The organism is Duganella dendranthematis, from assembly GCF_012849375.1.
In the GTDB taxonomy this organism is placed as follows: Bacteria; Pseudomonadota; Gammaproteobacteria; order Burkholderiales; family Burkholderiaceae_D; genus Rugamonas; species Rugamonas dendranthematis.
On record NZ_CP051684.1, the window covers coordinates 1,948,789 to 1,972,352 of the forward strand.

22 protein-coding genes are annotated in these 23,564 nt (G+C 62.4%); 3 read left to right on the forward strand and 19 right to left on the reverse strand.

Annotated features, from left to right (window positions below):
• Window positions 1-8: 8 nt before the first annotated feature.
• The 10 genes from HH213_RS09075 to queA all read right to left on the reverse strand — a co-directional run bounded on the left by HH213_RS09075 (window position 9) and on the right by queA (window position 12,022).
• Window positions 9-917, reverse strand: coding sequence for an ethanolamine ammonia-lyase subunit EutC (locus HH213_RS09075; protein WP_169112047.1), 909 nt, complete (start codon window positions 915-917; stop codon window positions 9-11).
• Window positions 910-2,307 carry an ethanolamine ammonia-lyase subunit EutB gene (locus HH213_RS09080; RefSeq protein WP_169112048.1) on the reverse strand — a complete coding sequence of 466 codons (1,398 nt, stop codon included), beginning with the start codon at window positions 2,305-2,307 and terminating at the stop codon, window positions 910-912. Before HH213_RS09080 ends, HH213_RS09075 begins: the two co-directional genes overlap by 8 nt.
• Entirely contained in the window at window positions 2,279-3,628 is a 1,350-nt protein-coding gene (gene eat / locus HH213_RS09085) for an ethanolamine permease (protein ID WP_169112049.1), read from the reverse strand. Before eat ends, HH213_RS09080 begins: the two co-directional genes overlap by 29 nt.
• 71 nt (window positions 3,629-3,699) lie before the next feature.
• Entirely contained in the window at window positions 3,700-5,796 is a 2,097-nt protein-coding gene (locus HH213_RS29855) for a tetratricopeptide repeat protein (RefSeq protein ID WP_217363502.1), read from the reverse strand.
• A 22-nt stretch (window positions 5,797-5,818) separates the two neighbouring features.
• On the reverse strand, window positions 5,819-6,412 hold the full coding sequence (locus HH213_RS09095) for a hypothetical protein (protein ID WP_169112050.1): 594 nt from the start codon (window positions 6,410-6,412) through the stop codon (window positions 5,819-5,821).
• Between the two features lie 62 nt (window positions 6,413-6,474).
• Window positions 6,475-7,497, reverse strand: coding sequence for a protein translocase subunit SecF (gene secF / locus HH213_RS09100; RefSeq protein ID WP_169112051.1), 1,023 nt, complete (start codon window positions 7,495-7,497; stop codon window positions 6,475-6,477).
• A gap of 15 nt (window positions 7,498-7,512) precedes the next feature.
• Entirely contained in the window at window positions 7,513-9,381 is a 1,869-nt protein-coding gene (gene secD / locus HH213_RS09105; protein ID WP_169112052.1) for a protein translocase subunit SecD, read from the reverse strand.
• Window positions 9,382-9,440: 59 nt separating this feature from the next.
• Window positions 9,441-9,782 carry a preprotein translocase subunit YajC gene (gene yajC / locus HH213_RS09110; protein ID WP_110845564.1) on the reverse strand — a complete coding sequence of 114 codons (342 nt, stop codon included), beginning with the start codon at window positions 9,780-9,782 and terminating at the stop codon, window positions 9,441-9,443.
• A gap of 71 nt (window positions 9,783-9,853) precedes the next feature.
• Entirely contained in the window at window positions 9,854-10,993 is a 1,140-nt protein-coding gene (gene tgt, locus HH213_RS09115) for a tRNA guanosine(34) transglycosylase Tgt (RefSeq protein WP_110845565.1), read from the reverse strand.
• Window positions 10,994-10,996: 3 nt separating this feature from the next.
• The gene (gene queA, locus HH213_RS09120; protein ID WP_169112053.1) at window positions 10,997-12,022 is read right to left on the reverse strand and encodes a tRNA preQ1(34) S-adenosylmethionine ribosyltransferase-isomerase QueA; all 1,026 of its coding nucleotides are present in this window, start codon (window positions 12,020-12,022) and stop codon (window positions 10,997-10,999) included.
• Window positions 12,023-12,093: 71 nt separating this feature from the next.
• Here queA and recG point away from each other — a divergent pair, with 71 nt between their 5' ends.
• A complete protein-coding gene (gene recG, locus HH213_RS09125; RefSeq protein ID WP_169112054.1) occupies window positions 12,094-14,160 on the forward strand; it encodes an ATP-dependent DNA helicase RecG in 2,067 nt (688 codons plus the stop codon).
• Between the two features lie 4 nt (window positions 14,161-14,164).
• Here the strand turns inward: recG and HH213_RS09130 are convergent, their stop codons facing one another.
• The 5 genes from HH213_RS09130 to pyrC all read right to left on the reverse strand — a co-directional run bounded on the left by HH213_RS09130 (window position 14,165) and on the right by pyrC (window position 19,392).
• The gene (locus tag HH213_RS09130; protein WP_110889073.1) at window positions 14,165-15,013 is read right to left on the reverse strand and encodes a DUF6216 family protein; all 849 of its coding nucleotides are present in this window, start codon (window positions 15,011-15,013) and stop codon (window positions 14,165-14,167) included.
• Between the two features lie 198 nt (window positions 15,014-15,211).
• On the reverse strand, window positions 15,212-16,423 hold the full coding sequence (locus HH213_RS09135; protein WP_110845569.1) for an MFS transporter: 1,212 nt from the start codon (window positions 16,421-16,423) through the stop codon (window positions 15,212-15,214).
• Window positions 16,424-16,494: 71 nt separating this feature from the next.
• On the reverse strand, window positions 16,495-17,490 hold the full coding sequence (locus HH213_RS09140; RefSeq protein WP_169112055.1) for a Gfo/Idh/MocA family protein: 996 nt from the start codon (window positions 17,488-17,490) through the stop codon (window positions 16,495-16,497).
• A gap of 48 nt (window positions 17,491-17,538) precedes the next feature.
• Window positions 17,539-18,336: a DUF3025 domain-containing protein gene (locus tag HH213_RS09145; RefSeq protein WP_169112056.1), complete on the reverse strand. Its 798-nt coding sequence runs from the start codon at window positions 18,334-18,336 to the stop codon at window positions 17,539-17,541.
• Between the two features lie 3 nt (window positions 18,337-18,339).
• A complete protein-coding gene (gene pyrC, locus HH213_RS09150; protein ID WP_169112057.1) occupies window positions 18,340-19,392 on the reverse strand; it encodes a dihydroorotase in 1,053 nt (350 codons plus the stop codon).
• 120 nt (window positions 19,393-19,512) lie between these two features.
• On the opposite strand from pyrC, the gene HH213_RS09155 reads away from it, so the two are divergent.
• Together HH213_RS09155 and HH213_RS09160 are read left to right on the forward strand one after the other, a co-directional pair.
• Complete coding sequence (locus HH213_RS09155) at window positions 19,513-19,755, forward strand: type II toxin-antitoxin system Phd/YefM family antitoxin (RefSeq protein WP_169112058.1); 243 nt, start codon at window positions 19,513-19,515, stop codon at window positions 19,753-19,755.
• Window positions 19,752-20,015 (forward strand): Txe/YoeB family addiction module toxin, encoded by a 264-nt coding sequence (locus tag HH213_RS09160; protein WP_169112059.1) that lies wholly within the window; start codon window positions 19,752-19,754, stop codon window positions 20,013-20,015. The genes HH213_RS09155 and HH213_RS09160 overlap by 4 nt, the downstream gene beginning before the upstream one ends.
• Here the strand turns inward: HH213_RS09160 and HH213_RS09165 are convergent.
• The 4 genes from HH213_RS09165 to HH213_RS09175 are packed head-to-tail and all read right to left on the reverse strand — an operon-like array spanning window position 20,012 to window position 23,532.
• The gene (locus tag HH213_RS09165; protein WP_371875697.1) at window positions 20,012-20,260 is read right to left on the reverse strand and encodes a DUF2314 domain-containing protein; all 249 of its coding nucleotides are present in this window, start codon (window positions 20,258-20,260) and stop codon (window positions 20,012-20,014) included. The two genes, HH213_RS09160 and HH213_RS09165, sit on opposite strands and share 4 nt — an antisense overlap.
• Window positions 20,200-21,351, reverse strand: coding sequence for a hypothetical protein (locus tag HH213_RS30120; protein WP_229263363.1), 1,152 nt, complete (start codon window positions 21,349-21,351; stop codon window positions 20,200-20,202). Before HH213_RS30120 ends, HH213_RS09165 begins: the two co-directional genes overlap by 61 nt.
• A 7-nt stretch (window positions 21,352-21,358) precedes the next feature.
• On the reverse strand, window positions 21,359-22,807 hold the full coding sequence (locus tag HH213_RS09170; RefSeq protein WP_169112061.1) for an amidohydrolase family protein: 1,449 nt from the start codon (window positions 22,805-22,807) through the stop codon (window positions 21,359-21,361).
• Window positions 22,807-23,532, reverse strand: a complete 726-nt coding sequence (locus tag HH213_RS09175; protein ID WP_169112062.1) for an amino acid ABC transporter ATP-binding protein — start codon at window positions 23,530-23,532, stop codon at window positions 22,807-22,809. The genes HH213_RS09170 and HH213_RS09175 overlap by 1 nt, the downstream gene beginning before the upstream one ends.
• Window positions 23,533-23,564: the final 32 nt, after the last annotated feature.

Sequence of the window (23,564 nt, forward strand, 5' to 3'; positions counted from 1 at the left end):
TAACACGTTCACTCCAACAGGAAATTGCGCCGTGGCGCCTCCAGGTCGGCGCTGTCGCTCGCGGTTTCGTCTTTCAGTGCGACGCCGGATAACTGGCGGCGGCGCGCTTCGGACAACAGGTAGTGAAGCTTGAACGCTGCCGCGTCGCAGGTCAAGCCCGCCGGGCGGACATTCGAGATGCAGTTGCGGCTGGCGTCCGTGAGGCCGGGGCGTGGCGCCCAGGTGAGGTACAGGCCCATGCTGTCAGGGGAGCTGAGGCCGGGACGTTCGCCGATCAGCACCACCACCGCTTGCGCATCGAGCAGATGGGCGACTTCGTCGCCAATGGCGACGCGGCCTTGCTGCACGATGGTGATCGGCGCCAGGCGCCACTGCTCGGCCGACAGACGCGCCATCAACGCGCGAATCAGCGGCGCGGCGTTCTGCTCAATCGCCAGCGCCGACAGGCCATCGGCAACCACCAGCGCGAGGTCGTAGCACGCGCCGGCGGCGGAAGGCGTGGCGGGCGCGATGGCGGCGGCGGGCATCGCGGCGGTGACCGCATCGGCGGTGGAAGGGTCGGCGTCGGCCGGCGCGGTCGTGGTGGCAGCGGCGGCCGGCGTGGTGGTGGCGGCCAGCTTCGCGCGCGAGGCGTCGTCCAGGCGGCGGCCGAGGTCGGGGCGTTGCAGGTAGGTATTGCGGTCCGGTGCGGCGCTATGCAGGCTTATCCACGGCAAGCCGCTGGCGTCGTGCAGCGCCTCGCCCAGCGCCACCGGATCGAGCGCCAGATGCACGGCATCGCGGGCACGCGCATGCGCCTGCTGGAACGCCAGCTGCGGCGCCGTCGGCTGACTGACGCCACTACGCCCCAGCGCAATCCGCGCCGCCGTGAACTGCTGCAGCGCGCTCCACGGATTGCTGGTCACTGGCTTATCCATGCGCCGCCAACCGCAGCAAGGCGTTATTGAAAGCCGGTGGCAAAACATCCGCCAAGGTAAAGCGCGCATCGCCGGTGACGACGCCCATCGCCTGCAACCACGCCTCAAACTCCGGCGCCGGCTTCAGGCCCAGCACGCGCCGCACATACAGCGCATCATGGAACGAGGTACTCTGATAATTGAGCATGATGTCGTCCGATCCCGGCACGCCCATGACAAACGTGCCGCCGGCCGCCCCCAGCATCGTTAACAGCACATCCATGTCATCCTGATCCGCCTCCGCATGATTGGTGTAGCAGACATCACAGCCCATCGGCAAACCAAGCAGCTTGGCGCAGAAGTGATCCTCCAGTCCCGCGCGCACAATCTGCTTGCCGTCATACAGATACTCCGGCCCGATGAAGCCCACCACCGAATTCACCAGCAGCGGCTGGAAGCGCCGCGCCACCGCATACGCGCGCGCCTCGCACGTCTGCTGGTCGACGCCATGATGCGCATTGGCCGACAGCGCACTGCCCTGCCCCGTCTCGAAATACATCACGTTGTTGCCCACAGTACCGCGCCCGAGCGACAGCGCCGCCTGGCGCGCCTCGTCCAGCAGCGACAGCGTCACGCCGAAACCAGCATTGGCCGCCTCGGTGCCGGCAATCGACTGGAACACCAGGTCCACCGGCGCGCCACGCTCGATGGCGGCGATGGTGTTGGTCACGTGCGTCAGCACGCAGGACTGGGTCGGAATCGCGTAACGCGCAATGATCTCGTCCAGCATCGACACCAGCTTGATCACCTGCGGCACATTGTCCGTGGCCGGATTGATGCCGATCACCGCGTCACCGCTGCCATATAACAGCCCATCAAGCAGGCTGGCCGCGATGCCGCTGGCGTCGTCGGTCGGATGATTGGGCTGCAAGCGCGTCGACATGCATCCCGCCAGCCCTATCGTATTGCGAAAGCGCGTGACCACGCTGCACTTGCGCGCCACCAGCACCAGATCCTGCACACGCATGATCTTGGATACCGCCGCCGCCATCTCCGGCGTCACCCCCGGCGCCAATGCGGTTAGTGCGACGCCATCGGCAGCATCGCTCAGCAGCCAGTTGCGAAAATCGCCCACGGTCAGATGCGACACGCGCGCGAAAGCCGCCGCATCGTGCGTATCGACGATCAGCCGCGTCACCTCATCCTCTTCGTAAGGCACCAGCGCCTCGTTGAGGAAAGTGGCAAGCGGCAGCTCGGCCAACGCCATCTGCGCGGCGACGCGCTCCTCGGCGCTGCCGGCAGCGACGCCGGCCAGATAGTCGCCCGAGCGCGCAGGCGTCGCCTTCGCCATCACATCCTTTAGATCGCGGAACAGATAGGTCTTACTGCCGACCTGGTGCGAGTAGCCCATCACGGTCCTTTCGGAAAACACCATAACCCAGCAACAGCATCACCACAAACACACAGAAGATCACCGCATTGTAATAGATCATGGTCGCCATGCAGACCAGCGCCCCCACCAGCGCGACGGCCGGGAAAAATGGATAGCACGGCGCGCGGAACGGCCGCGCCATCGTCGGCTCATCCCGCCGCAGCTTAAACAGCGCCAGCATGCTGATGATGTACATGGTGATCGCGCCGAACACCGACAGTGTCACAATATTCGCCGTCAGCGTCTGGCCGCCCAGCGTGATCAACTGGTCGCTGTAGATGGCGGCGATGCCCACCACGCCGCCGGCCAGAATGGCGCGATGCGGCGTCTTGAAGCGCGGGTGAATCCTGGCGAAGTACGCCGGCAGATACGCCTCGCGCGCCAGCGCATAAATCTGCCGCGAGTAGCCCAGAATGATGCCGTGAAAGGAAGCGATCAAGCCAAACAGCCCAAGCCACACCAGCATGTGCAGCCAGCCGCTATGTTCACCGACGATCAGCTTCATCGCCTGCGGCAGCGGATCGTTGATGTTGGCCAGCTTGGTCCAGTCGCCGGCGCCGCCGGCAAACACCATGACGCCCAGCGCCAGCAGCACCAGTGTCGCAATGCCGGCGATGTAGGCGATCGGCACCGAACGCTGTGGATCGCGCGCTTCCTCCGCCGCCATCGCCACGCCTTCAATCGCCAGGAAGAACCAGATGGCAAACGGGATCGCCGCAAACATGCCGGGAATCGCCGCCAGTGTGAAGGCGTCCTGCCCGGACCAGCCACCCTTAACGAAATTCGCCGCCGAAAATCCCGGCGCGACCACGCCCATGAATACCAGCAGCTCAAAGATCGCCAGCAGCGTCACCACCAGTTCGAAGGTGGCGGCGATCTGCACGCCGAGGATATTCAGCATCATGAAAACCAGGAAGGCGCACACCGCCGCCGTTTTCGGCTCGACCTGAGGGAACTGCACATTGAGATAGGCGCCGATGGCGAGCGCAATCGCCGGCGGCGCAAACAAGAATTCGATCAGCGTGGCGGCGCCGGCCAGATAGCCGCCCAGCGGCCCGAACGCGCGCTTGCTGTATGCAAAAGGTCCGCCGGCATGCGGAATGGAGGTGGTCAGTTCAGTAAAGCTGAAGATGAACGCGGTGTACATCGCGGCGATGAACAGCGCCGTCACGGTGAAGCCCAGCGTGCCGGCCGACGCCCAGCCATAACTCCAGCCGAAGTATTCGCCCGAGATCACCAGGCCGACCGCGATGCCCCAAAGTTGAAACGTGCCCAGCGTCTTCTGTAGAGTAGCTTGCATGCGTTGCCTCCAGTCCCGAGATCAGAAAACATGCAATCCCCATGCCAGCCTGTCGCACGGTAGTGGTGCAGTTACAGGTCGATTTCCGGCGCCGCGACGTTATATTGCTTGAACTTGGCCAGCATTTTGCCCATTTCAGTACGGTACAGCGCCTTCTGCTCGTCGGTGCCGGTGAAGACCAGCTTGCCTTCACGCTTGAGCTTTTGCAGCAATGATCCCGCCTGTTCGAAATCGCGCTGCGCTTCGTCGAGTCGGCCGAGACCTTCGTAGGCCAGGCCGCGATAGTAATACGCTTCGAAGTAATCCGGCTGGTGCGGCAGGCCGGTGGTCAGCGCCGTCACCGCTTCGTCGTAACGCTTGAGCACCAGCAGCGCCCGCGCGCGGTGGTAATACAGCGGCATATTCGGGCCGCCGGTGTAGATGCGCATGCCGATCGGTTCCGCCTTGTCCAGCGCGCGCAGCGATTCTTCCATATAGCCCTGTTTGCGCGCCACCGCGCTGGCGAAATACAGCAGCCCGCGATACAGCGCGTCCTCGCGCTTGCGGATGTCGGCGGCGGCCTGGCGCACCCGTGGTTCGCCGCTGTGGGTCAGGCAGTCGGCGTAGCCCCCTTCGCCGTTGCGCCAGGTCTGGTAGACGCGCTTGTCGCCGGCGCGGCGCAGCACCGCGTCCATGGTCGGATAGTCGCGCGCCTGGCAGGCGAAGTTGGCGTAGGCGTTGAGGTTCCAGGCATCCGGATAACGCGCCACCAGCGCCTCGAAGCTGGTCTTCATCGTATCCCAGTCCACCAGGCTGGCCGGGTCGTCAAACAGCTTGTCTTCGTAGACATCGCGGTTGGCGTACCAGTAGACGCGCGCATACATCGCGGCCGCATCGGCGCCGCCGGCCTTGCTGCCGCGCCGGGCGATTTCGTCGATTTCGTCCGGAGACGCATGCCACATGGCGCTGCCGTATAGCGTCGCCGTGAAGTATGTCTCGTGATAATCGGGATACAGGGCGATGGCCTTGTCCAGCGCCGTGCGGTTGCTCAGCGCGCGGAAGTTGTCGCCCCACGGCGTCAGCGTCATGCGGACGCGGAACAGTTCCGGATCCTTATCCTTGAGCAGCTGCTTCTCGGCGTAGAACAGCACCGCATTGCCCTCGTCGATCGCGGCCAGCATGCGCTTGATGTCTTCCCTGGGCACCTTGTCGTAGAAGGCGCTGCCGCGATAGGACAGGCCGCGCGCCAGCAGCACGTAGGCGTGAAAGATGCGCGCCGCGCCGGACGTCGGCGCCTGCTTCTCCCACGCTTTGGCGCTGGCTTCCCTCTTGAGCCAGTACTCGGGTTCGCGGCTGCGGCCGGGGAATTCCTTGAGCTGGTTATAGAAGATCGCCAGCTTCCACACGCCGCTGGGCGTGCGTTCCTGCGATTTGAGCAGCTTGTTGCGCAGCGCATCCAGCTTCTTGTAATCGGACCTGATCAGATAGCCTTGCACTTCCTCGATCAGCGCGCTGCGTGCCTTGCGTTCCTTTTCATCTTCGACCTCGGTCGCGACGGCTCGCTCCGGCGTCACCGGCCGCGCGGCTGCGACGCCATCCGTCGCCACAGCGCGCTGCAGGATCGCCACCAGCCGGCCCGCCTCCGGCCCTTGCGCGGCCGGATCGAGTTCCGTCAGGCTGACCGGGCGTTGCAACACCTTGCCGTCGATGTAGGCGCTGACGTAGCCCATGTAATTCATCAGCAGCGGCTTGCCCTGGCCGAAGTAATTGGCGTCGCCCACCGTGCCCTGCCCGGCCGGCGGACGCGGATCGGGCGTCAGCATGATCTGGCGGATGGCGTTCTGCACCCGTTCGCGGTCCAGCGTCTGGCACGGCTGCTTCAGCGATTGCGGATGGAACGGGCAGGCCTGCGCGCCACTGCGGGTGACGATGAACCACGTCGCCTGCGCATCGCCGGCATGGCCATCCGGCCGCTCGATCAGCAGCGACGCCTCGATCGGCTCCCCCTTGTAGGCCGCCAACCTGTCATGGATCGGCCGCTGCGGATGCTGCTGCGGCCAGATGCGCATGAATTCATTCTCCGCGATCGGATGGTCGCGCAACGCCGACTGGTAACTCAAATCCCACGGCAACTCGGCCGCCTGCGCGGAACAGCACAGCAGCAAGGCTGCCAGTAATCGGTAAGGCATCAGGATATCTCCGGGGGGCTGGTTAATCGCGATTGCGGCGGCCGAGTTCCTCGACCGACTGCACTGCGCGCGCCATCACTGCCGCCAGCAGCGGCGTGTCGTCACGCTGCCACTCATCCAGCTTCAGCGGACGTTGCAACGCTTTGCCATCCTGGTACACGCTCAGGAACCCAAAATAATAGGTCTTGTAGTCCTGCGCGCCGGCAGTGCGAACGGGCGGCGGCGGATCGGGCATCGCCATCACTTCGCGGATGATGTCCTGCGCCACTGGACGCTCCATGGGATAGCAGATTTTCTGCTGGAGCGGCAGGCTGCGCTCGTCAAAGGCGCACCACTGTGCATCATCGCGGGTGGTGTAAATCCAGGTGGCCAGCGTGTGCGAGGAATGCGGCCCCGGTTGCTCGATCAGCAGCGACGACTCGATGCGCGGCCCGGCGTATTCCTTCAGCAGTTGATGAATCGGGCGTTGCGGATACTTGGCCACCCAATCTGCCCAGCCCTCCTGCGCGGCGGCCGGATGCTGGCGCAAGGCCGACTTGTAACTCAAGTCCCACGGCAATTCGGCCGCCTGCGCGGAACAGCACAGCAGCAGGCCGGCCAGTAATCGGTAACCCATAAAAAAAATCCCCCAGGCAAAAATGCACTGGGGGATTCTACTATCAATTTGATAACGTTGATTTACACTACAGCGCCATCGGTTTCGTCTTTTTCCTTGATCGGCTTGATCAGGTCTTCGCGCTTCACGCCCAGCCACATGGCGACAGCGGCGGCCACGAACACCGACGAGTAAATGCCGAAGCAGATACCGATCGTCAGCGCCATGGCGAAGTAGTGCAGCGTCGGACCGCCCAGGAACAGCATCGACAGCACCATCATCTGCGTACAGCCGTGGGTGATGATGGTGCGCGAGATGGTCGAGGTGATCGCGTTGTCGATCACTTCATGCACCGACGCCTTGCGCTGCTTGCGGAAGTTTTCGCGGATCCGGTCGAAAATCACCACCGACTCATTGACTGAGTAGCCCAGCACAGCCAGGATACCGGCCAGCACGGTCAGCGAGAATTCCCAATGGAAGAAGGCGAAGAAGCCGAGAATGATCACCACGTCGTGCAAGTTGGCGATAATCGCGGCGACCGCGAATTTCCATTCGAAGCGCACGGCCAGGTAGATCATCACGCCGATAATCACCATCACCAGCGCGTTGAGGCCATTCTGGGCCAGCTCGTCGCCCACCTGCGGGCCGACGAATTCCACCTTCTGCAAACCAACCAACTCGGCGCCGGCGGCGTCCGAGCAAGCCTGCTTGACCACGTGCTCGCCTTTGCCGGTGACGGTGTCGATCTGCTTCATAGCGCCGCTTTCGGCCTTGCACAGCGCATCGTACACCTTGGCCGAAGCGGCGTTGGAGGTGATGCCCTTCACCACCGGCAGACGCAGCATCACGTCGTGGGCGGTGCCGAAGCCGGTGGCTTCAGGCTGCTCGTAGCCGATGCTTTCCAGCGTATGGCGGATCCGTTCCAGGTTGGCCGCGTCCTTGTATTTCAGCTCCATCACGGTGCCGCCGGTGAACTCCACGGAGAAGTTCAGCGGACGGGTGATCAGGAAGAACACGGCCGCGACGAAGGTCAACGCCGAAATAGCGTTGAACACCAGCGCGTGGCGCATGAACGGAATGTCTTTTTTAATGCGGAAAAATTCCATGCTCAGTGCCCCTGGTTATTTCTGACCCGGTACCCAAACGGTACCGATGGCGATCGATTGCAGCTTTTTCTTGCGGCCGTACCAGAGGTTGACCACGCCACGCGAAACAAACACGGCGGAGAACATCGAGGTCAGGATACCCAGCGTGTGCACCACGGCGAAGCCGCGGATCGGGCCGGAGCCGAACACCCACAGCGCTACGCCGACGATCAGCGTGGTGACGTTGGAGTCGATAATGGTGGCCCAGGCGCGGTCGAAGCCAGCGGAAATCGCCTGCTGCGGCGACGCGCCGGAACGCAGCTCTTCCCGCACACGCTCGTTAATCAGCACGTTGGAGTCAATCGCCATACCCAGCGCCAGCGCAATCGCGGCCATGCCCGGCAGGGTCAGGGTCACTTGCATCAGCGACAGGATGGCCAGCAGGAACAGCAGGTTGCAGGCCAGCGCGAACACGCTGAAGAAGCCAAACATCATGTAATAGACGATCATGAAGATCGCGATGGCCGCAAAGCCGTACATCGTCGAGTGGATACCCTTGTTGATGTTCTCGGCGCCCAGTGCAGGGCCGATGGTGCGTTCTTCGATGATGTCCATCGGCGCCGACAGCGCGCCCGAGCGCAACAGCAGCGCCAGTTCCGCCGCGTTTTCCGCCGTGCCCATGCCGGTGATCTGGAAGCGGCGTCCCAGCTCGGACTGCACGGTGGCCACCGACAGCACTTCGCCCGGCTTGCCCTTCTTCTCGAACAGCACCATGGCCATTTTCTTGCCGACGCGGTCGCGGGTGGCGTCCAGCATGCGGCGGCCGCCGTCGCCATTCAGTTCCAGGCCCACGGCCGGCTGGTTGTTCTGGTCGAAGCTGGCCACGGCGCTGGAGATGTAATCGCCCGTCAGCACCACGTCCTTGTACAGCACCACCGGAACGGCTTTACCGACGGTGAACAGTTCCGAGTTGAACGGAATCGCTGCCGACAGTTCGGTGCCTGGCGTGATCGTTTCGTCGACCATGCGCACTTCCAGCGTGGCGGTGCGGCCGATCACGGCGCGAGCGCGCGCCACGTCCTGCACGCCTGGCAGCTGGACCACGATGCGGTCCGGACCTTGCTGCTGGATCACCGGTTCAGCCACGCCCAGCTCGTTGACACGCTTGGACAGGGTGGCGATATTCTGCTTGACGCCGTCATCCACGGTTTGCTTCAGCGCGGCCGGTTTCAGGGTCATCACGGTTTTCAGGTCGCTGCCGTCGCCGGAATCGGCGAACAGCAAATCGGTCATCTCGCCGCTCAGTACAGCCTTGGCCTTCTGGCGGGTGGCGTCGTCGCGGAACTTGATTTCGATGGTGTTGCCGACCTTGTCGATACCGGCGTGACGCACGTTCTTGTCGCGCAGGATAGAGCGCGATGCAGCCTGCATGCCCAGCACACGCTTGTTCAGCACGGCTTCGCTGTCGACCTGCATCAGGAAGTGCACGCCGCCGCGCAAGTCGAGGCCGAGGTACATCGGCAGCGCGTGCAGGCTTTGCATCCATTTCGGCGTATCGGCCTGCAGGTTCAGCGCCACCAGGTAGGTGGGATCTTCCTGATCGGTGTTCAGTTCTTTTTCCAGCACCGATTTGGCGTGGAACTGAATGTCCGGGGTGGCGAAGCGCACCCGTACCGAGGCGTAGTTGCCGGTGCCGTCAAAGGCGATGCCGTCGTTGGCGATGCCGGCCTTGGTCAGCACATCGGCCACCTTGGCGGTCATGTCCGAGCTCATCTTGACGGTCGACTTGCCGCTGGTGACCTGCACCGCCGGCGATTCGCCGAAGTAGTTCGGCACCGTGTACAGCGCACCCAACAGGATGGCCACCACGATTACTATGTATTTCCAGACTGGATAACGATTCATATAGCTCTAACGTTCAATGGAGACGTCAAAAGGCCCGCGCAGACGCGGGCCCGGGGGAATTACAGGCCTTTCAGCGTGCCGTTTGGCAGCACCATCGTGATCGAGTTCTTTTGCACCACCAGCTCGGCGCCGCTGGAGATTTCCAGGGTCACGTACGCGTCGGAGATCTTGGTGATCTTGCCCAGCACGCCGCCGGCGGTCACCACTTCAGCGCCCTTGGTCAGCGCTTCCATCATGGCTTTTTGTTCCTTGGCGCGTTTTTGCTGAGGACGGATCATCAGGAAATACATGGCCACGAACATCAGAATCAGGAAACCATACTGGCCCAGGAAGCCACCGCCGCCGCCGAGGGCTTCGAGTGGGTTGGATTGAGCATAAGCATTGGAAATGAAGAAGGACACTGGTGACTCCGATATCTATAGTTTAAAAAACAGCGCTGTATTCTAGCACTGGCAGAACGGCGTTACGACTTTTACACCCCACGCGCGCGATCGGCGTGGAATTGCTGCACCCACGCCGGGAAACGGTCGGCGTCCAGCGCATCGCGCATCTGCTGCATGATGTCCAGGTAGTAGTGCAGATTGTGGATGGTATTCAGGCGCGCGCCGAGGATTTCCTGCGTACGGTTCAGGTGGTGGTGATAGGCGCGCGAGAAGTTCTTACAGGCGTAGCAGGAGCAGGTCGGGTCGAACGGCTCCTTGTCTTCCTTATAACGGGCGTTCTTGATCTTGATGTCGCCGTAGCGGGTGAAGATCCAGCCGTTGCGGGCGTTACGGGTCGGCATTACGCAGTCGAACATGTCGACGCCGTTGGAAACGCCCGCCACCAGGTCCTCCGGCGTGCCGACACCCATCAGATAGTGCGGCTTGTTGGCCGGCAATTTCGGGCCGACGTGTTGCAAGATGCGCATCATGTCTTCCTTCGGCTCGCCGACCGACAGGCCGCCGATGGCCAGGCCCGGGAAGTCGATTTCTTCCAGGCCGGCCAGCGATTCATCGCGCAGGTTCTCGAACATGCCGCCCTGGACGATGCCGAACAGCGCGTTCGGGTTCTCGCCGCGGTGGAATTCGTCGTGCGAACGCTGAGCCCAGCGCAGCGACATGCGCATCGACTTGGCCGCTTCGTCCAGCGTGGCCGGGCGCTTGTCGATTTCGTACGGCGTGCATTCGTCGAACTGCATGACGATGTCGGAATTGAGCACGCGCTGGATCTGCATCGACACTTCCGGCGACAGGAACAGCTTGTCGCCATTGATCGGCGAGTTGAAGTGCACGCCTTCCTCGGTAATCTTGCGCATCGCACCCAGCGAAAACACCTGGAAGCCGCCGGAATCGGTCAGGATCGGCTTGTCCCAGCCCATGAAGTCGTGCAGGCCGCCGAACTTGGCCATGACGTCATTGCCCGGACGCAGCCACAGGTGGAAGGTATTGCCGAGGATGATCTGGGCGTTGATTTCCTTCAGCTCCAGCGGCGACATCGCCTTGACCGAGCCATAGGTGCCTACCGGCATGAAGATCGGCGTTTGCACCACACCGTGGTTCAGCTTGACTTCACCACGGCGGGCCTTGGTCACGCCGGTGGTGTCCGTCTTGTGCAGCTTAAATTCCAACATTGCTTATTCCTTATTGTTCGTCGTCAGCAGCATGGCGTCGCCGTAGCTGAAGAAGCGGTATTCATTGGCGATCGCGTGGGCGTACGCCTTGCGGATCTCTTCATAGCCGGCGAAGGCCGACACCAGCATCAGCAGCGTCGACTTCGGCAGGTGGAAATTGGTGATCAGACGCGTCACGGTCTTGAACAGATAGCCGGGCGTGATGAACAGCGCCGTATCCGCGCTGCCCGCTTCCAACTGGCCGCTCTGCGAAGCCGATTCCAGCGCGCGCAGGGAGGTGGTGCCCACCGCCACCACATCGCGGCCGGCGGCGCGCGTGGCGCGCACCGCCTCCACGGTTTCCTGCGGCATGGTGTACCACTCGGTATGCATCTGGTGATCCGCCAGTTTCTCGTGGCGCACCGGCTGGAAGGTGCCGGCGCCCACGTGCAGCGTGACGTAGGCGAAGTTGACGCCCTTGGCCTTCAGCTTTTCCAGCAGCGGCTCATCGAAGTGCAGGCCGGCGGTCGGCGCGGCCACGGCGCCCGGCACCTTGTTGAACACCGTCTGATAGCGGTTCTCGTCGAAGGAATCGGCATCGTGCTCGATGTACGGCGGCAGCGGCAGACGGCCGTGGGCTTCGATCAGGTCGAACACGTCGGCGTCGAAATGCAGCGTGAAGAACTCGCCGGCGCGTTCGCCGACAGTGACATCGAAGGCGTCGGCCAGGCGCATCTTGGTGCCGGCCAGTGGCGAGCGCGAAGCGCGCACTTGGGCCAGCACGGTGCGGTTGTCCAGCACGCGTTCCACCAGCGCCTCGACCTTGCCGCCGCTTTCCTTCATGCCGAAGAAACGCGCCTTCAGCACGCGGGTATTGTTCATCACCAGCAGGTCGCCTGGCTGCAGCAGATCGAGAATATCGGCGAACTGGCGGTCGATAATCTGCTCACCGTCCAGATGCAGCAGACGGGAAGCGCTGCGGTCTGGCAGCGGGAATTGCGCAATACGCTCTTGCGGCAAGTTAAAATCGAAATCGGAAAGCGAATACATGTGCGGACTCTGTTAAACAAAAATACGGTAGGCCTTACAATAGCGGCGGCCAACCCTCTATTTTACGCCATATGCCTGTTTCACCGTCTAAAACTGCTAAAAAAACCGTCAGCGCAGAGGCCAAACTGGCCAAATTGGGCTTGCACACCGATATGGACCTGGTGCTGCACCTGCCCATGCGCTACGAGGACGAAACCCAGGTCATCACCATCGAAGAAGCCCGCCTGCACGGCGGCGACACCTCCCAAGTTGAGGGCGTTGTTGTAAAAAACGAGATCGCCTACAAGCCAAGACGACAATTATTAGTGCATATCAGCGACGGCACCGGCGATTTGCAGCTGCGCTTCATGAATTTCTACGGCAGCCAGGTCAAACAGCTGGCCGAGGGCACGCGGATACGCGCGCGCGGCGAGTTGAAACATGGCTTTTTCGGCGCCGAGATGGTGCATCCGGCCTATAAAGTGGTCAACGAGGGGGCGCCGCTGCCGACTTCACTGACGCCGGTCTATCCATCCGGCGAAGGCCTGTCGCAGCCGGTGCTGCGCAAAGCCATCCGCGACGCCATGACGCGCGTGGACTGGAGCGACACCCTGCCCGCCTCGCTGCGCGCGCAATTGCAGCTGTCCGACCTGGAGCCGGCGGTCAAGCTGCTGCACTATCCGCCGCAGCAGGTGGACAACCACGCGCTGGCCGACCGTTCGCATCCCGCCTGGACGCGGGTAAAGTTTGACGAACTGCTGGCGCAACAGCTGTCGCTGAAACGCGCGCAGCGCGCGCGCCGCCTGAAAGGATCGCCTGCGCTGACGGTGATCGGCGCGCTGTCGGAACAGTTTCAGGCCGGCCTGCCGTTCAAGCTGACCAACGCCCAGCAAAAGGTGCTGAACGAAATCCGCGCCGACCTGCGCCAGCCGTTTCCGATGCAGCGGCTGCTGCAAGGCGACGTTGGCAGCGGCAAGACCGTGGTATCCGCGCTGGCGGCGGCGCAGGCCATCGACAGCGGCTATCAGGCCGCGCTGATGGCGCCGACCGAAATCCTTGCCGAACAGCACTTCCGCAAGATTGCCGCCTGGATGGAGCCCTTGGGCGTGAAGGTCGCGTGGCTGAGCGGCAGCTTGAAGAAAAAGGACAAGCAGGCGGCCTATGACCTGATCGAATCCGGCGCGGCGCGGCTGGTGGTCGGCACGCACGCGCTGCTGCAAGAGGTGGTGATGTTCGAGAATCTTGGACTGGTGATCGTCGACGAGCAGCACCGCTTTGGCGTTGGCCAGCGCCTCGTATTGCGCAACAAAGGCAACGAAGGCGAAGTGCCGCACCAGCTGATGATGTCCGCCACCCCGATCCCGCGCACGCTGGCGATGACCTACTACGCCGACCTGGAAGTCTCGGTCATCGACGAACTGCCGCCGGGCCGCAGCCCGATCGTCACGCGCACCATCGACCAGAATCGCCGCGACGAAGTGATCGAACGTGTGCACGCGGCAGCGCAGGAAGGCCGCCAGGTCTACTGGGTCTGCCCGCTGATTGAAGAGTCAGAAGCGCTGCAACTGCAAACCGCTACCGACACCCACGCGCTGCTGGCCGAAGCGCTGCCGGACCTGCATATAGGTCTGGTACACGGCCGCCTGAAGACGGCAGAGAAGCAGGAAGTGATGGACGCCTTCATCGCCAACGAAATGCAGGTGCTGGTGGCTACCACCGTGATTGAAGTTGGGGTTGACGTGCCGAATGCGTCGCTGATGGTGATCGAACATGCTGAGCGTTTTGGCCTGTCGCAGCTGCACCAGTTGCGTGGCCGCGTCGGACGCGGCTCGGCGGCGTCGGTGTGCTTGCTGCTGTATCAAAGTCCATTGGGCCAGATTGCCAAGCAGCGCCTGATGACGATGCGCGAAACCACAGACGGTTTTGAAATCGCCCGCCGCGACCTGGAAATCCGCGGCCCCGGTGAATTCCTCGGCGCCCGCCAGTCCGGCCAGGCCATGCTGCGCTTCGCCGACCTGGAAACCGACAGCTGGCTGGTGGATCAGGCCCGCGACGTCGCCCACGACCTGCTGCACGCCAACAGCCCCGAAAAAGCCGCCACCGTCGAAGCCCACCTGGCCCGCTGGCTAGGCGGTCGCGAAGAATTCCTCAAAGTTTAGCCGTTTAAACAGCTGGCTCAACTTCTTTGGTTTTCCCCGGAGTTTCGTTCTGAGTAGCGGGTTTTGCAAGTCGTGCATGCATTGCTCGAGCGCTAGCCATCTCTCGAAAAAAGGTCCAAAAGGGGATCACCGAAAATAGCAGAAATGCCGAGAAGAAGCCCAATACCCAGCGCTGTTCTTCGACGCTTTGGGTGACGGTTTCAGTCATTCCTCGGTCTTTAGCTGCATCACAAATGATTCGCTGTTCCCGTTCTGTAAAACCGGTATTTTCAGGTAAGCCCGTACTACACGCTGCAAGCCTGAAGCCTTTCCCATTGAGCGGCTTCACATAGCTCTCACTTAGTAGTATGTTTTTCTTTGTCTCCGTCACCTGCAACAAAGCCTTACCAGGAACCATCAGCGCTCCCGCACCTAATCCCGCAATTCCCAAAATGAGTGCCAAGAAAAACGGCAACAGCTCGTACCACCACTTTATTTTCGCCACCCCTTCTCGCAGTTCTAAACGCTCTAAATCAAAGAATCCCCCACATCTGGCAATATCGCCAACATCCTCGTCCTTCTCCTCAGTCCAGCAGACCACGCGATCCATCTGATGATGCGTACGTACACTAAGACCGGTAGTAAATCTGAAATGCAGAAGTGCGGCTCGCTTTTCGTGGAACTGCTTTATTGACTTCAAGCTTGTAGTACTGCGGCTTGATGCGAAGAAGGCCCATATCCGTGTAAAGATCGTATGGCCTGAACGCGTTCTCCACCAAATGATCGCGGCGGCTAGTACCAATGGCAAGATAGCGAGTACCAATCCCTTTATTAAGGTTATACCAGCACTGTTAAGAGCATTGATGCCATCCATAATTAACTCCCTTATCTGTAGTAAGCGTCAGAACATCTTAGAGGAGACGCATCACAGACTTCTGATAAGAGTTAAAAATTTTTCAAAAACAGAGGTAGATGCGGTTGGCGAGATCCACCACAAAGTCTGGCTGCAAGTAAGCCGCGAACACCAGCGCCAGCACGGTGGCGATGGCGGCGCGCAGCAGCCAGGTGTTCATCATGCCGCCTGCATGCGCGCCAACGGGCGCTCGTTGATCGGCAGGTTGACCAGGCCCGCCATCACACCCAGCCCAATAGTGATGCCCCACACGACATCGTAATTACCCTGCAGCGCGTACAGATAGCCGCCCAGCCACACGCCGAGGAAGCTGCCCAGCTGGTGCGAGAAGAACACGATCCCGGCCAGCATCGACATATGCTTCACGCCGAACACGCCGGCGATGATGCCATTGGTGAGTGGCACTGTCGACAACCACAACACGCCCATCGCCGCCGCAAACAGGTAGACTGTGATCGGCATCAACGGCGCCAGCAGGAACAGGGTAATCGCCAAAGCGCGCGCGAAGTAAATCGCCGATAGCAGGTAACGTTTAGGTAGGCGTCCACCCAGCTTGCCGGCATAGTAGGAACCGAAGATATTGAATAGTCCAATCAAGGCCAGCGCCATCACAGCGACGCCGGGATTGGCGATGCCCTTGTCCTTCAAATACGCCGGCATGTGCACGCCGATGAACACCAACTGGAAGCCGCACACAAAATAGCCGGCCACCAGCAGCAGGAAGGAACGGTTGCCCAATGCCTCGGTGGCCGCCTCACGGATGCTTTGCTGCGGACCATGAGCATGCGTCACCGCAGGTTCGCGCAGGTAGAAAGCCATCGGCACCATCAGCGCCACCAGCAAGGCGCCCAGTATATAGAAGGCGTTCTGCCAGCCGACCGCGGAGATCAGCTGCTGCTCGATCGGCATCAGCATGAACTGGCCCAGCGAACCGGCCGCGCCGGAGATGCCGAACGCCCACGAGCGCTTTTCCGCCGGCGCTACGCGGCCAATAATGCCGCTGACCGCGCCGAACGCGGTACACGCCAGTCCCAGGCCGACAAACAGGCCGGTGCCCAGCACGAATAAAGTAGGATCTTTGACCAGCGCCATCCAAAACAGGCCGGCTGCGTAACTGACCGCGCCCACCAGCACCACGCGCATGGTGCCGAAGCGATCCGCCGCCATGCCGGCGAACGGGCCGATAGCGCCCCACATCAGGTTCTGCATGGCTTGCGCCAGCGAGTAGGTCTCGCGTGTCCAGCCGTGGGCTTGGGAAATCGGCTGCATCCAGAAGCCGAAACCATGGCGCACGCCCATCGCCATCGTCAGCACAACGCCGGTGGCAAGCAGCACGGTTTTCAAGGAAGGTGCGCGGTCCGCGACGAACATGGTGTATCCCCGTTGTTAAAATCGTATCCGGAGATTGTAACCAGTTCGGGCGGGCCGCGCTTGCAAGGTCTTTATGCGTCGGCCGGGTAGCGCAGGCCGATCTGCGCGCGGATCTCGTCCAGGGTGCCCATCAGCGCCAGCGTTTCGGCGTGCGGCATCACCGGGCTTTCGATCAGACCTGCGCGAAGGCAGCGGCCGACTTCCTGCGCTTCGTGTGTGTAGCCGTTGCCGGACTTCGGCAGCGTCAGCGTGCGCTCGTTGCGCGAGGCGCCGTCCACCAGCGTGACGGTGATGGTGTCGGTGTTGTGGAAGCGGTCGTGCAGGCGCACATAGCCCTTCTCGCCCGAGATCACCAGTTCGGTCGGCGTGCGCGAACGCAAGCTGCACGCGCAGGACGAGACGCCGCCGCCTTCATGCGTGAGCGTAAACGCGGTCTGCATATCGACGCCGGTGGGGGCCATCTCGGCCTGCGCCTTCACGCCCGTTACCGCGCCGAGGAAGAACGACGACATCGACAGCGGATAAATGCCCAGGTCCAGCAGCGCGCCGCCGCCCAGTTCAGGCGCGAATAAGCGGTGCTCAGGGCCGGCATCCGAGGTGAAGCCGAAATCGGCCGACACATTGGCTGGCTTGCCGATCTCGCCGCTGTCGACGATGCGCTTGGCCTCGACCACGGACGGCATGAAGCGCGTCCACATCGCCTCCATCACGAACAGCTTCTTGGCGCGCGCCAGGGTGATGATGTCCTCGGCCTGACGGCGGTTCATGGTGAACGATTTCTCCACCAGCACCGCCTTGCCGCCGTTGAGACACATCAGCGCATTCTCGTGGTGCATGGGATGCGGCGTGCCGATGTAGATAACGTCCACTTCAGGATCGTCGGCCAGCGCCTGGTAGCTGCCGTGGAAGCGCTCGGCGCCATACTCCTGTCCAAACTTGGTAGCGCTATCTACCGAACGCGAAGCGACGGCGGCCAGTTTGGCGTCCGGCGTCTCGCGCAAAGCGGTGGCGAAGGCTTTGGCGATTTTGCCCGTGCCCAGAATACCCCAGCGAATTACCTGCGTCATGGTGTACTTTCTGCCGCATCGGCGGCGTGTTGGTTGGTGTCGGAATGCTTATTTTACTGCGGCGATGCGCTTGGGCCGGAACACCGTTGCGTCGGCGTAGAAGGCGTCATCCTGATCGGGCCACCAGCCCGGCACGCCCAGCGCCTGCATCGGCGTGAAGCCGGCGGTGCTCAGGCCTTCGTCGGCCAGCTGCTGCGCGACCTTGGCGTCTAGCCACGCGCGGCGGCCGTCGTGGTCCAGCGCGAAGAAATCCTCGGACGCCAGCACCACCCGCGTGTGCGCGGTGATGGCCTTGCGCGGCGCGACCAGCTTTTCCATCAGCGCGTGGCCGAACAGCCAGACTTGCGCATCCACACCCCATTGCGCGCGGCGGCCGACAAACGCCTCATGCCAGCGATGCCCTTGCAGCGCCTCAATCAGCGCCTGGCCTTCTGCATCATCGCGCACCACCAGCAGTGCGGCGTTTTCGTCGAAGATGGTGGCGCCGTCGCGCGCCGGACCGCGTGATTTGCCGACGCCGTCCAGCGCGATCTGTGCCGCCTGCAAGGCGTTCAGCTGCACTTTGATGCGCGGGAAGGTCAGCCATACCAGGCCGTTGAAGAAGTCGTGCAGGTTGTCGCGCGTGGGCACGCAACCGGTGGCGCCGATGTGCTGTTCGTAGGCGGTGCCCTCCGGCAGATCCTCCTGCGGCACGAACGACATCGGCAAACCAAGGTGATTGCGCAGGCCCAGTGCTGCGGCCTGCTGGCAGAACGTGTCGCGGAAGTGCGTGTCTGCCGACAAATGGCTGGCCGCGCCGCGTACCGATTCAAACCACGGTCGCGACCAGTCGATTGTCTCCAGCACTGCTTACACCATTTTCCAGTTGATGGTTTCGCCGGCGTTGAGCGGCACCACCTGCTGGTCGGCCAGCGGCAGGGTCTCCGGCAGGGTCCACTGCTCGCGCTTTAGCGTAATGGTGCCTTCGTTGCGTGGCAGACCGTAGAAGGCCGGGCCGTTGAAGCTGGCGAAGGCTTCCAGTTTATCCAGCGCGCCGGCGCGTTCGAAGGCTTCCGCGTACAGCTCCATCGCATGCAGCGCGGTGTAGCAACCGGCGCAACCGCAGGCGGCTTCCTTTGCGCCTTGCGCGTGCGGCGCCGAATCGGTGCCGAGGAAGAAGCGTTCGTCGCCGCTGGTGGCAGCCGTCACCAGCGCCAGGCGGTGTTCTTCGCGCTTCAGCACCGGCAGGCAGTAGTAGTGAGGACGAATGCCGCCCTTGAAGATATCGTTGCGGTTGTACAGCAGGTGATGCGCGGTGATGGTCGCGGCGATCGGGCCTTCGGCTTCCGCCACGTACTGGGCGGCGTGCTTGGTGGTGATGTGCTCAAACACGATATTCAGCGCCGGGAAATCGCGGCGCAGTGGACGCATCACGCGTTCGATGAACACGGCTTCGCGGTCGAACAGGTCGATGTCCTGATCGGTGACTTCGCCGTGCACCAGGAACGGCATGCCGACTTCCTGCATCTTCTCCAGCACCTTGTAGCAGTTGGCCAGATCGGTCACGCCAGCGTCCGAATTGGTGGTGGCGCCGGCCGGGTACAGCTTGACCGCGTGGACAATGCCGCTCTCCATGGCGCGCACAATTTCGTCGGTCTGCGTGTTGTTGGTCAGGTAGAGCGTCATCAGCGGCTCGAAGTTGAACTCCTTCGGCAGCGCCGCCAGAATGCGCTCGCGGTAGGCGACAGCGGCCGCCGTGGTGGTCACCGGCGGTTTCAAATTTGGCATCACAATGGCGCGGCCGAACTGGCGGGCGCTATGCGGCAGCACGCTGGCCAGCGTCGCGCCGTCGCGCAAATGCAGGTGCCAGTCGTCTGGACGGGTGATGGTGATGCTGTCGGGAGTATTTGCGAGGTCGGACATGGCGGCGGGCTTTCAGGCTATCAAAGTGCGAATAGCCGACATTTTACCTCGTTGCGCCGGTCGCTTGACAGTGCGTACGCACCAGCGTACGTTTAGACCACGCCATCCCAAGGAGCCTCCATGGACACCATTTCCGCCAGCGAAGCCCGCGCCCGGCTGTACACCCTGATTGACGAAGCCGCCGCCAGCCACGCACCGGTCACCATCACCGGCAAGCGCAATAACGCCGTGCTGGTGTCGGCAGAGGATTGGGCGGCAATCCAGGAAACGCTGCACTTGCTCTCCGTGCCCGGAATGCGGGAGTCGATTCTTGCAGCGCGCGCGGAGCCACTGGAAAACAACAGCAAGGAATTAAGCTGGTGAGCTGGCAGCTGGTGTATTCGCGTCAAGCAGAAAAAGACGCGAAAAAATTAGCCGTCGCTCACTTGAAAAAACAAACCCAAGCGCTACTGGACGTGCTGGCCAGCGATCCGTTTGCCCGGCCACCACCATTCGAAAAGCTGGTCGGTGACCTGGCGGGCACCTACTCGCGCAGGATCAATATCCATCATCGTCTGGTCTACGAGGTCTTTCCTGACCAGAAAATCGTCCGCATCCTGCGCATGTGGACACATTACGATTAGTCCGGGCGCTGTTTTGCCATCAGTTTGCCGGATTCGTTGCCTTCTTCGTTGCCCTTGCCGTCGTAGCGGATGTAGTCGAATACGTCCGCCGCCTTGACTTTGACGATCTGGCCACTGTGCAGCGTGGGGATGTTGGCCGGTTCGTTGTTCAGCAGGCCGGTGATTTCCTTGTCGTCCCACTTGGTCACTTCCACCCACATCCACTCGCGGCCATTGTCCGGCGCGGCGAAGGGGGCTTTGACCATGATGTACTCGCCGGTGCGCAGGCCGGCGTTGAAGGCTTGTTGCAGCGCCGGCAGCCTGGCCTTGGCGGCGGTGCTGGCAGCCAGCACCGCGTCGTCATGCCGCACGATCTGCACCGAATCGGCGGAACCGAACAGCGACGCAAACAACGCGGTCTGCTGCGCATGGCGGTCCGGCCCGGATAGCGGTCGAACCCGATTTCGAGCAGACGGTTGCGCGGATCGCCCTCTTCCGGTTTGCCGCTATACAGCGCCAGCTGGGCGGTTGCCGTGGCGTTGTCCTGTAGCGTCGGCAGTTGCGCGCCGCGCACTGACTCGTGCTTGATGGCCTTCAGGTTGAGCGTCAGCGTGCCGCCCGGACCGATGGCCGCGCCTTCCGCCAATGCCTGCGCCAGGATGTTGATCAGGTTACCGGCCTGGTTGTTCTGCGAATGGGCCACCTCGTTGACCACCACGTCCGGCAGGCCGAACTTGGCCATGCCGAGGGTGATTTCGCGCAGTAGCTGGTCTTCGCGGTAAGCGTGGATAATCGTGTGGCGCGCCACATACGGCGTGTCGCCCTGCCAGCCGTCGACGCGGCGCTTGCGCCATTCGGCGGCGGTGAGGATTTCGCGGGTTTCTTCATCCCACAGCAGGCCGCCGGTCTGCTCGGCCACTTGCAGCAGCAGACGGTCGGCGGCTCGCAGGCCGGCGTAGGTCGGCGAGGCGGGCATGCGGAATTCCAGCACCAGCGCCTGTTGCGCCAGTTGAACCTCCTCAGACTGCTCCTTGCTCAGGCCACGGCCGAAATACTGGATCATGCGCAGGTCCGGCGGCGTAAAGTTCTTCTGGACGTCGACTTCCAGCAAGGCGCTGAGTTGCGCCTCGGCCGGCGCCGGCGACAGATCCTTCACCAGTGTCAGTGCACCGCCCTGCTGCGCCAGCGCCTTTTGCAAGGCCGCCATGGGCCCGGTGGCCGGCGCCTTGGCGAAGTAAATCGCGTAGACAAAGCCGACCGGCCCCTTCATCGGCGCGCCGGGTGGGAACTTGTCCGCCGCTCGCGCCATGGAGGCGCAACACATCAGAACCAGAAACAGCGAACGAAATAGCGGCATGGCAGTCCTATTCCACCTTGGTCTGTGCGACCCAGGCCTTGGTGTCGGCCAGGATCTTGTCGAGCTGGGCGCGGTCGTAGACCTTGCCGTGGCTGATGACGGTGCGAATCTTGCGCGTGGCGCCGATGTCTTGCAGCGGATTGGCGTCCAGCACCAGCACGTCGGCCGCCTTGCCAGCTTCCAGCGCGCCGTAGCGGTCTTGCTTGCCGAGGAAGCGCGGGCCGTTGATCACCGCCGTCTGCAAGGCCTGCACCGGCGTCAGGCCGTAATTCACATACAGGCCAATTTCGTCATGCAGCGCCTGCCCGGGATAATCGTAGGAATTCAAAAAGCCCGCATCGGTGCCGGCTATGATGCTGACGCCTTCCTGTTGCAGGATAGGCAGCAGCGCCGCCGATTTCTCGAACACCGCCTTGCGCTGCGCAATCGCCGCCGCGTCGTCCTGCGCTGCGCGCTGCACGCGCCATTCGTAGGTAGCGCGCAGGCCGTGGCCGATGTACTGCAAGGCCTCATCATGCGTATGATCGTCGCGGTCCAGATACGCCACCACGCGCGACACTGACAAAGTCGGCACCACCGCCGTGCCCTTGGACGCCATGTAGCGGAACGACGAGCGCGCCGTCGCTTCGTCGTAGCTGGCCAGGCTCTGCTTCACCGCCTCACGGCCGGTCAGCGTGCCCGCCGCCACTTGCGCGGTCAATTCCTGCTCCTTCGGCGTGGCCGCGCGCAGCAGGTAGGATTGATGTTCCACCGTGCCCAGGCCGGCGTCGAACATCGTCGCCAACGTCAGCTGCACCGGAATGTGGCCGGAGGTGCGCATGCCGCGCGCCTTGGCCTGGCGCAGCGCTTCCAGATACATCTCCGGCTTCAGCGTGTTTTCGGTAATCTTGACGAAGTCCACCTGCTGCCCTTGCAGCTTGTCCAGCGCCTTGCTGACTTCCTCCGGCGTGCCGACTTCAATCGTGCCCTTCCACAGCGGCTTGTAGCCTTCCAGCTTGGCGCCGGAGGTAAAGATGGTCGGCCCTTCCAGCTGACGCGCATTGATCTGCGCGCGCCATTGCAGCACGGTATCCGGCAAATCGCCCGAGCAATCGCGCACGGTGGTGATGCCGTAGGCCAGATACAGCGGCAGCAAATGCTTGTTCTCATCGATCAGGGCCGGGCCGCCGCCGAAGTGCACGTGCGTGTCCCACAGGCCGGGCATCACATACTTGCCCGGCAGGCTGATGGTTTTTTCGGCAGCGTAGTTGGACAATTGTTGGTCATCCACCACCGCCAGGATGGTGTCGCCCTTGAGCACCACCGATTTGCCGGTCACCGTTTTACCGCCCGCTACATCGATCAGGGTGGCCTTGGTCAACACCACGTCGGCGGCGATTTTGTCGGCCGCATGGGCCGCGCTCAGCAGTCCCAGCGCCAGCATGGCGCCACTTAATTTCTTAGAAGAAATTTTCATCAGTGAATTATACGGGCCAGGAAATCACGCGCGCGCTCGGTACGGGGCGCCTGGAAGAACTCGTCCTTGGCCGTATCTTCCAGAATCGCGCCCTGGTCCATGAACACCACGCGGTTGGCCACCTTGCGGGCGAAGCCCATTTCGTGGGTCACCACCATCATGGTCATGCCCTCCTGCGCCAGGCCGACCATCACATCCAGCACCTCGTTGATCATTTCCGGGTCCAGCGCCGAAGTCGGTTCGTCAAACAGCATCGCAATCGGGTCCATCGACAGCGCCCGCGCAATCGCCACCCGCTGCTGCTGGCCGCCGGACAACTGGCCGGGGAATTTATCCTGCTGCGCCAGCAGGCCGACCCGGTCCAGGTACTGCAAGCCGCGCGCCGTGGCCTCGTCCTGGCTGCGGCCCAACACCTTGACCTGGCCCAGCATCAGGTTGTCGCGCACCGATAAATGGGGAAACAACTCAAAATTCTGGAATACCATGCCGATCCGCGCCCGCAGCGCCGGCAAATCGGTAGCTTTATCGACCACCGAGGTGCCGTCGACAATAATCTGGCCCCGCTGCACCGGCTCCAGCCCGTTGACCGTCTTGATCAGGGTGGACTTGCCGGAGCCGGACGGGCCGCAAATCACCATCACGTCGCCCTTGTCCACCCTGGTGCTGCAATCCTTCAAAACCTGGAATTGCCCATACCACTTGCTGATGTTTTTGATTTCGATCATAAGAAAATAGATTATTCGGTCTGGCCACGGGC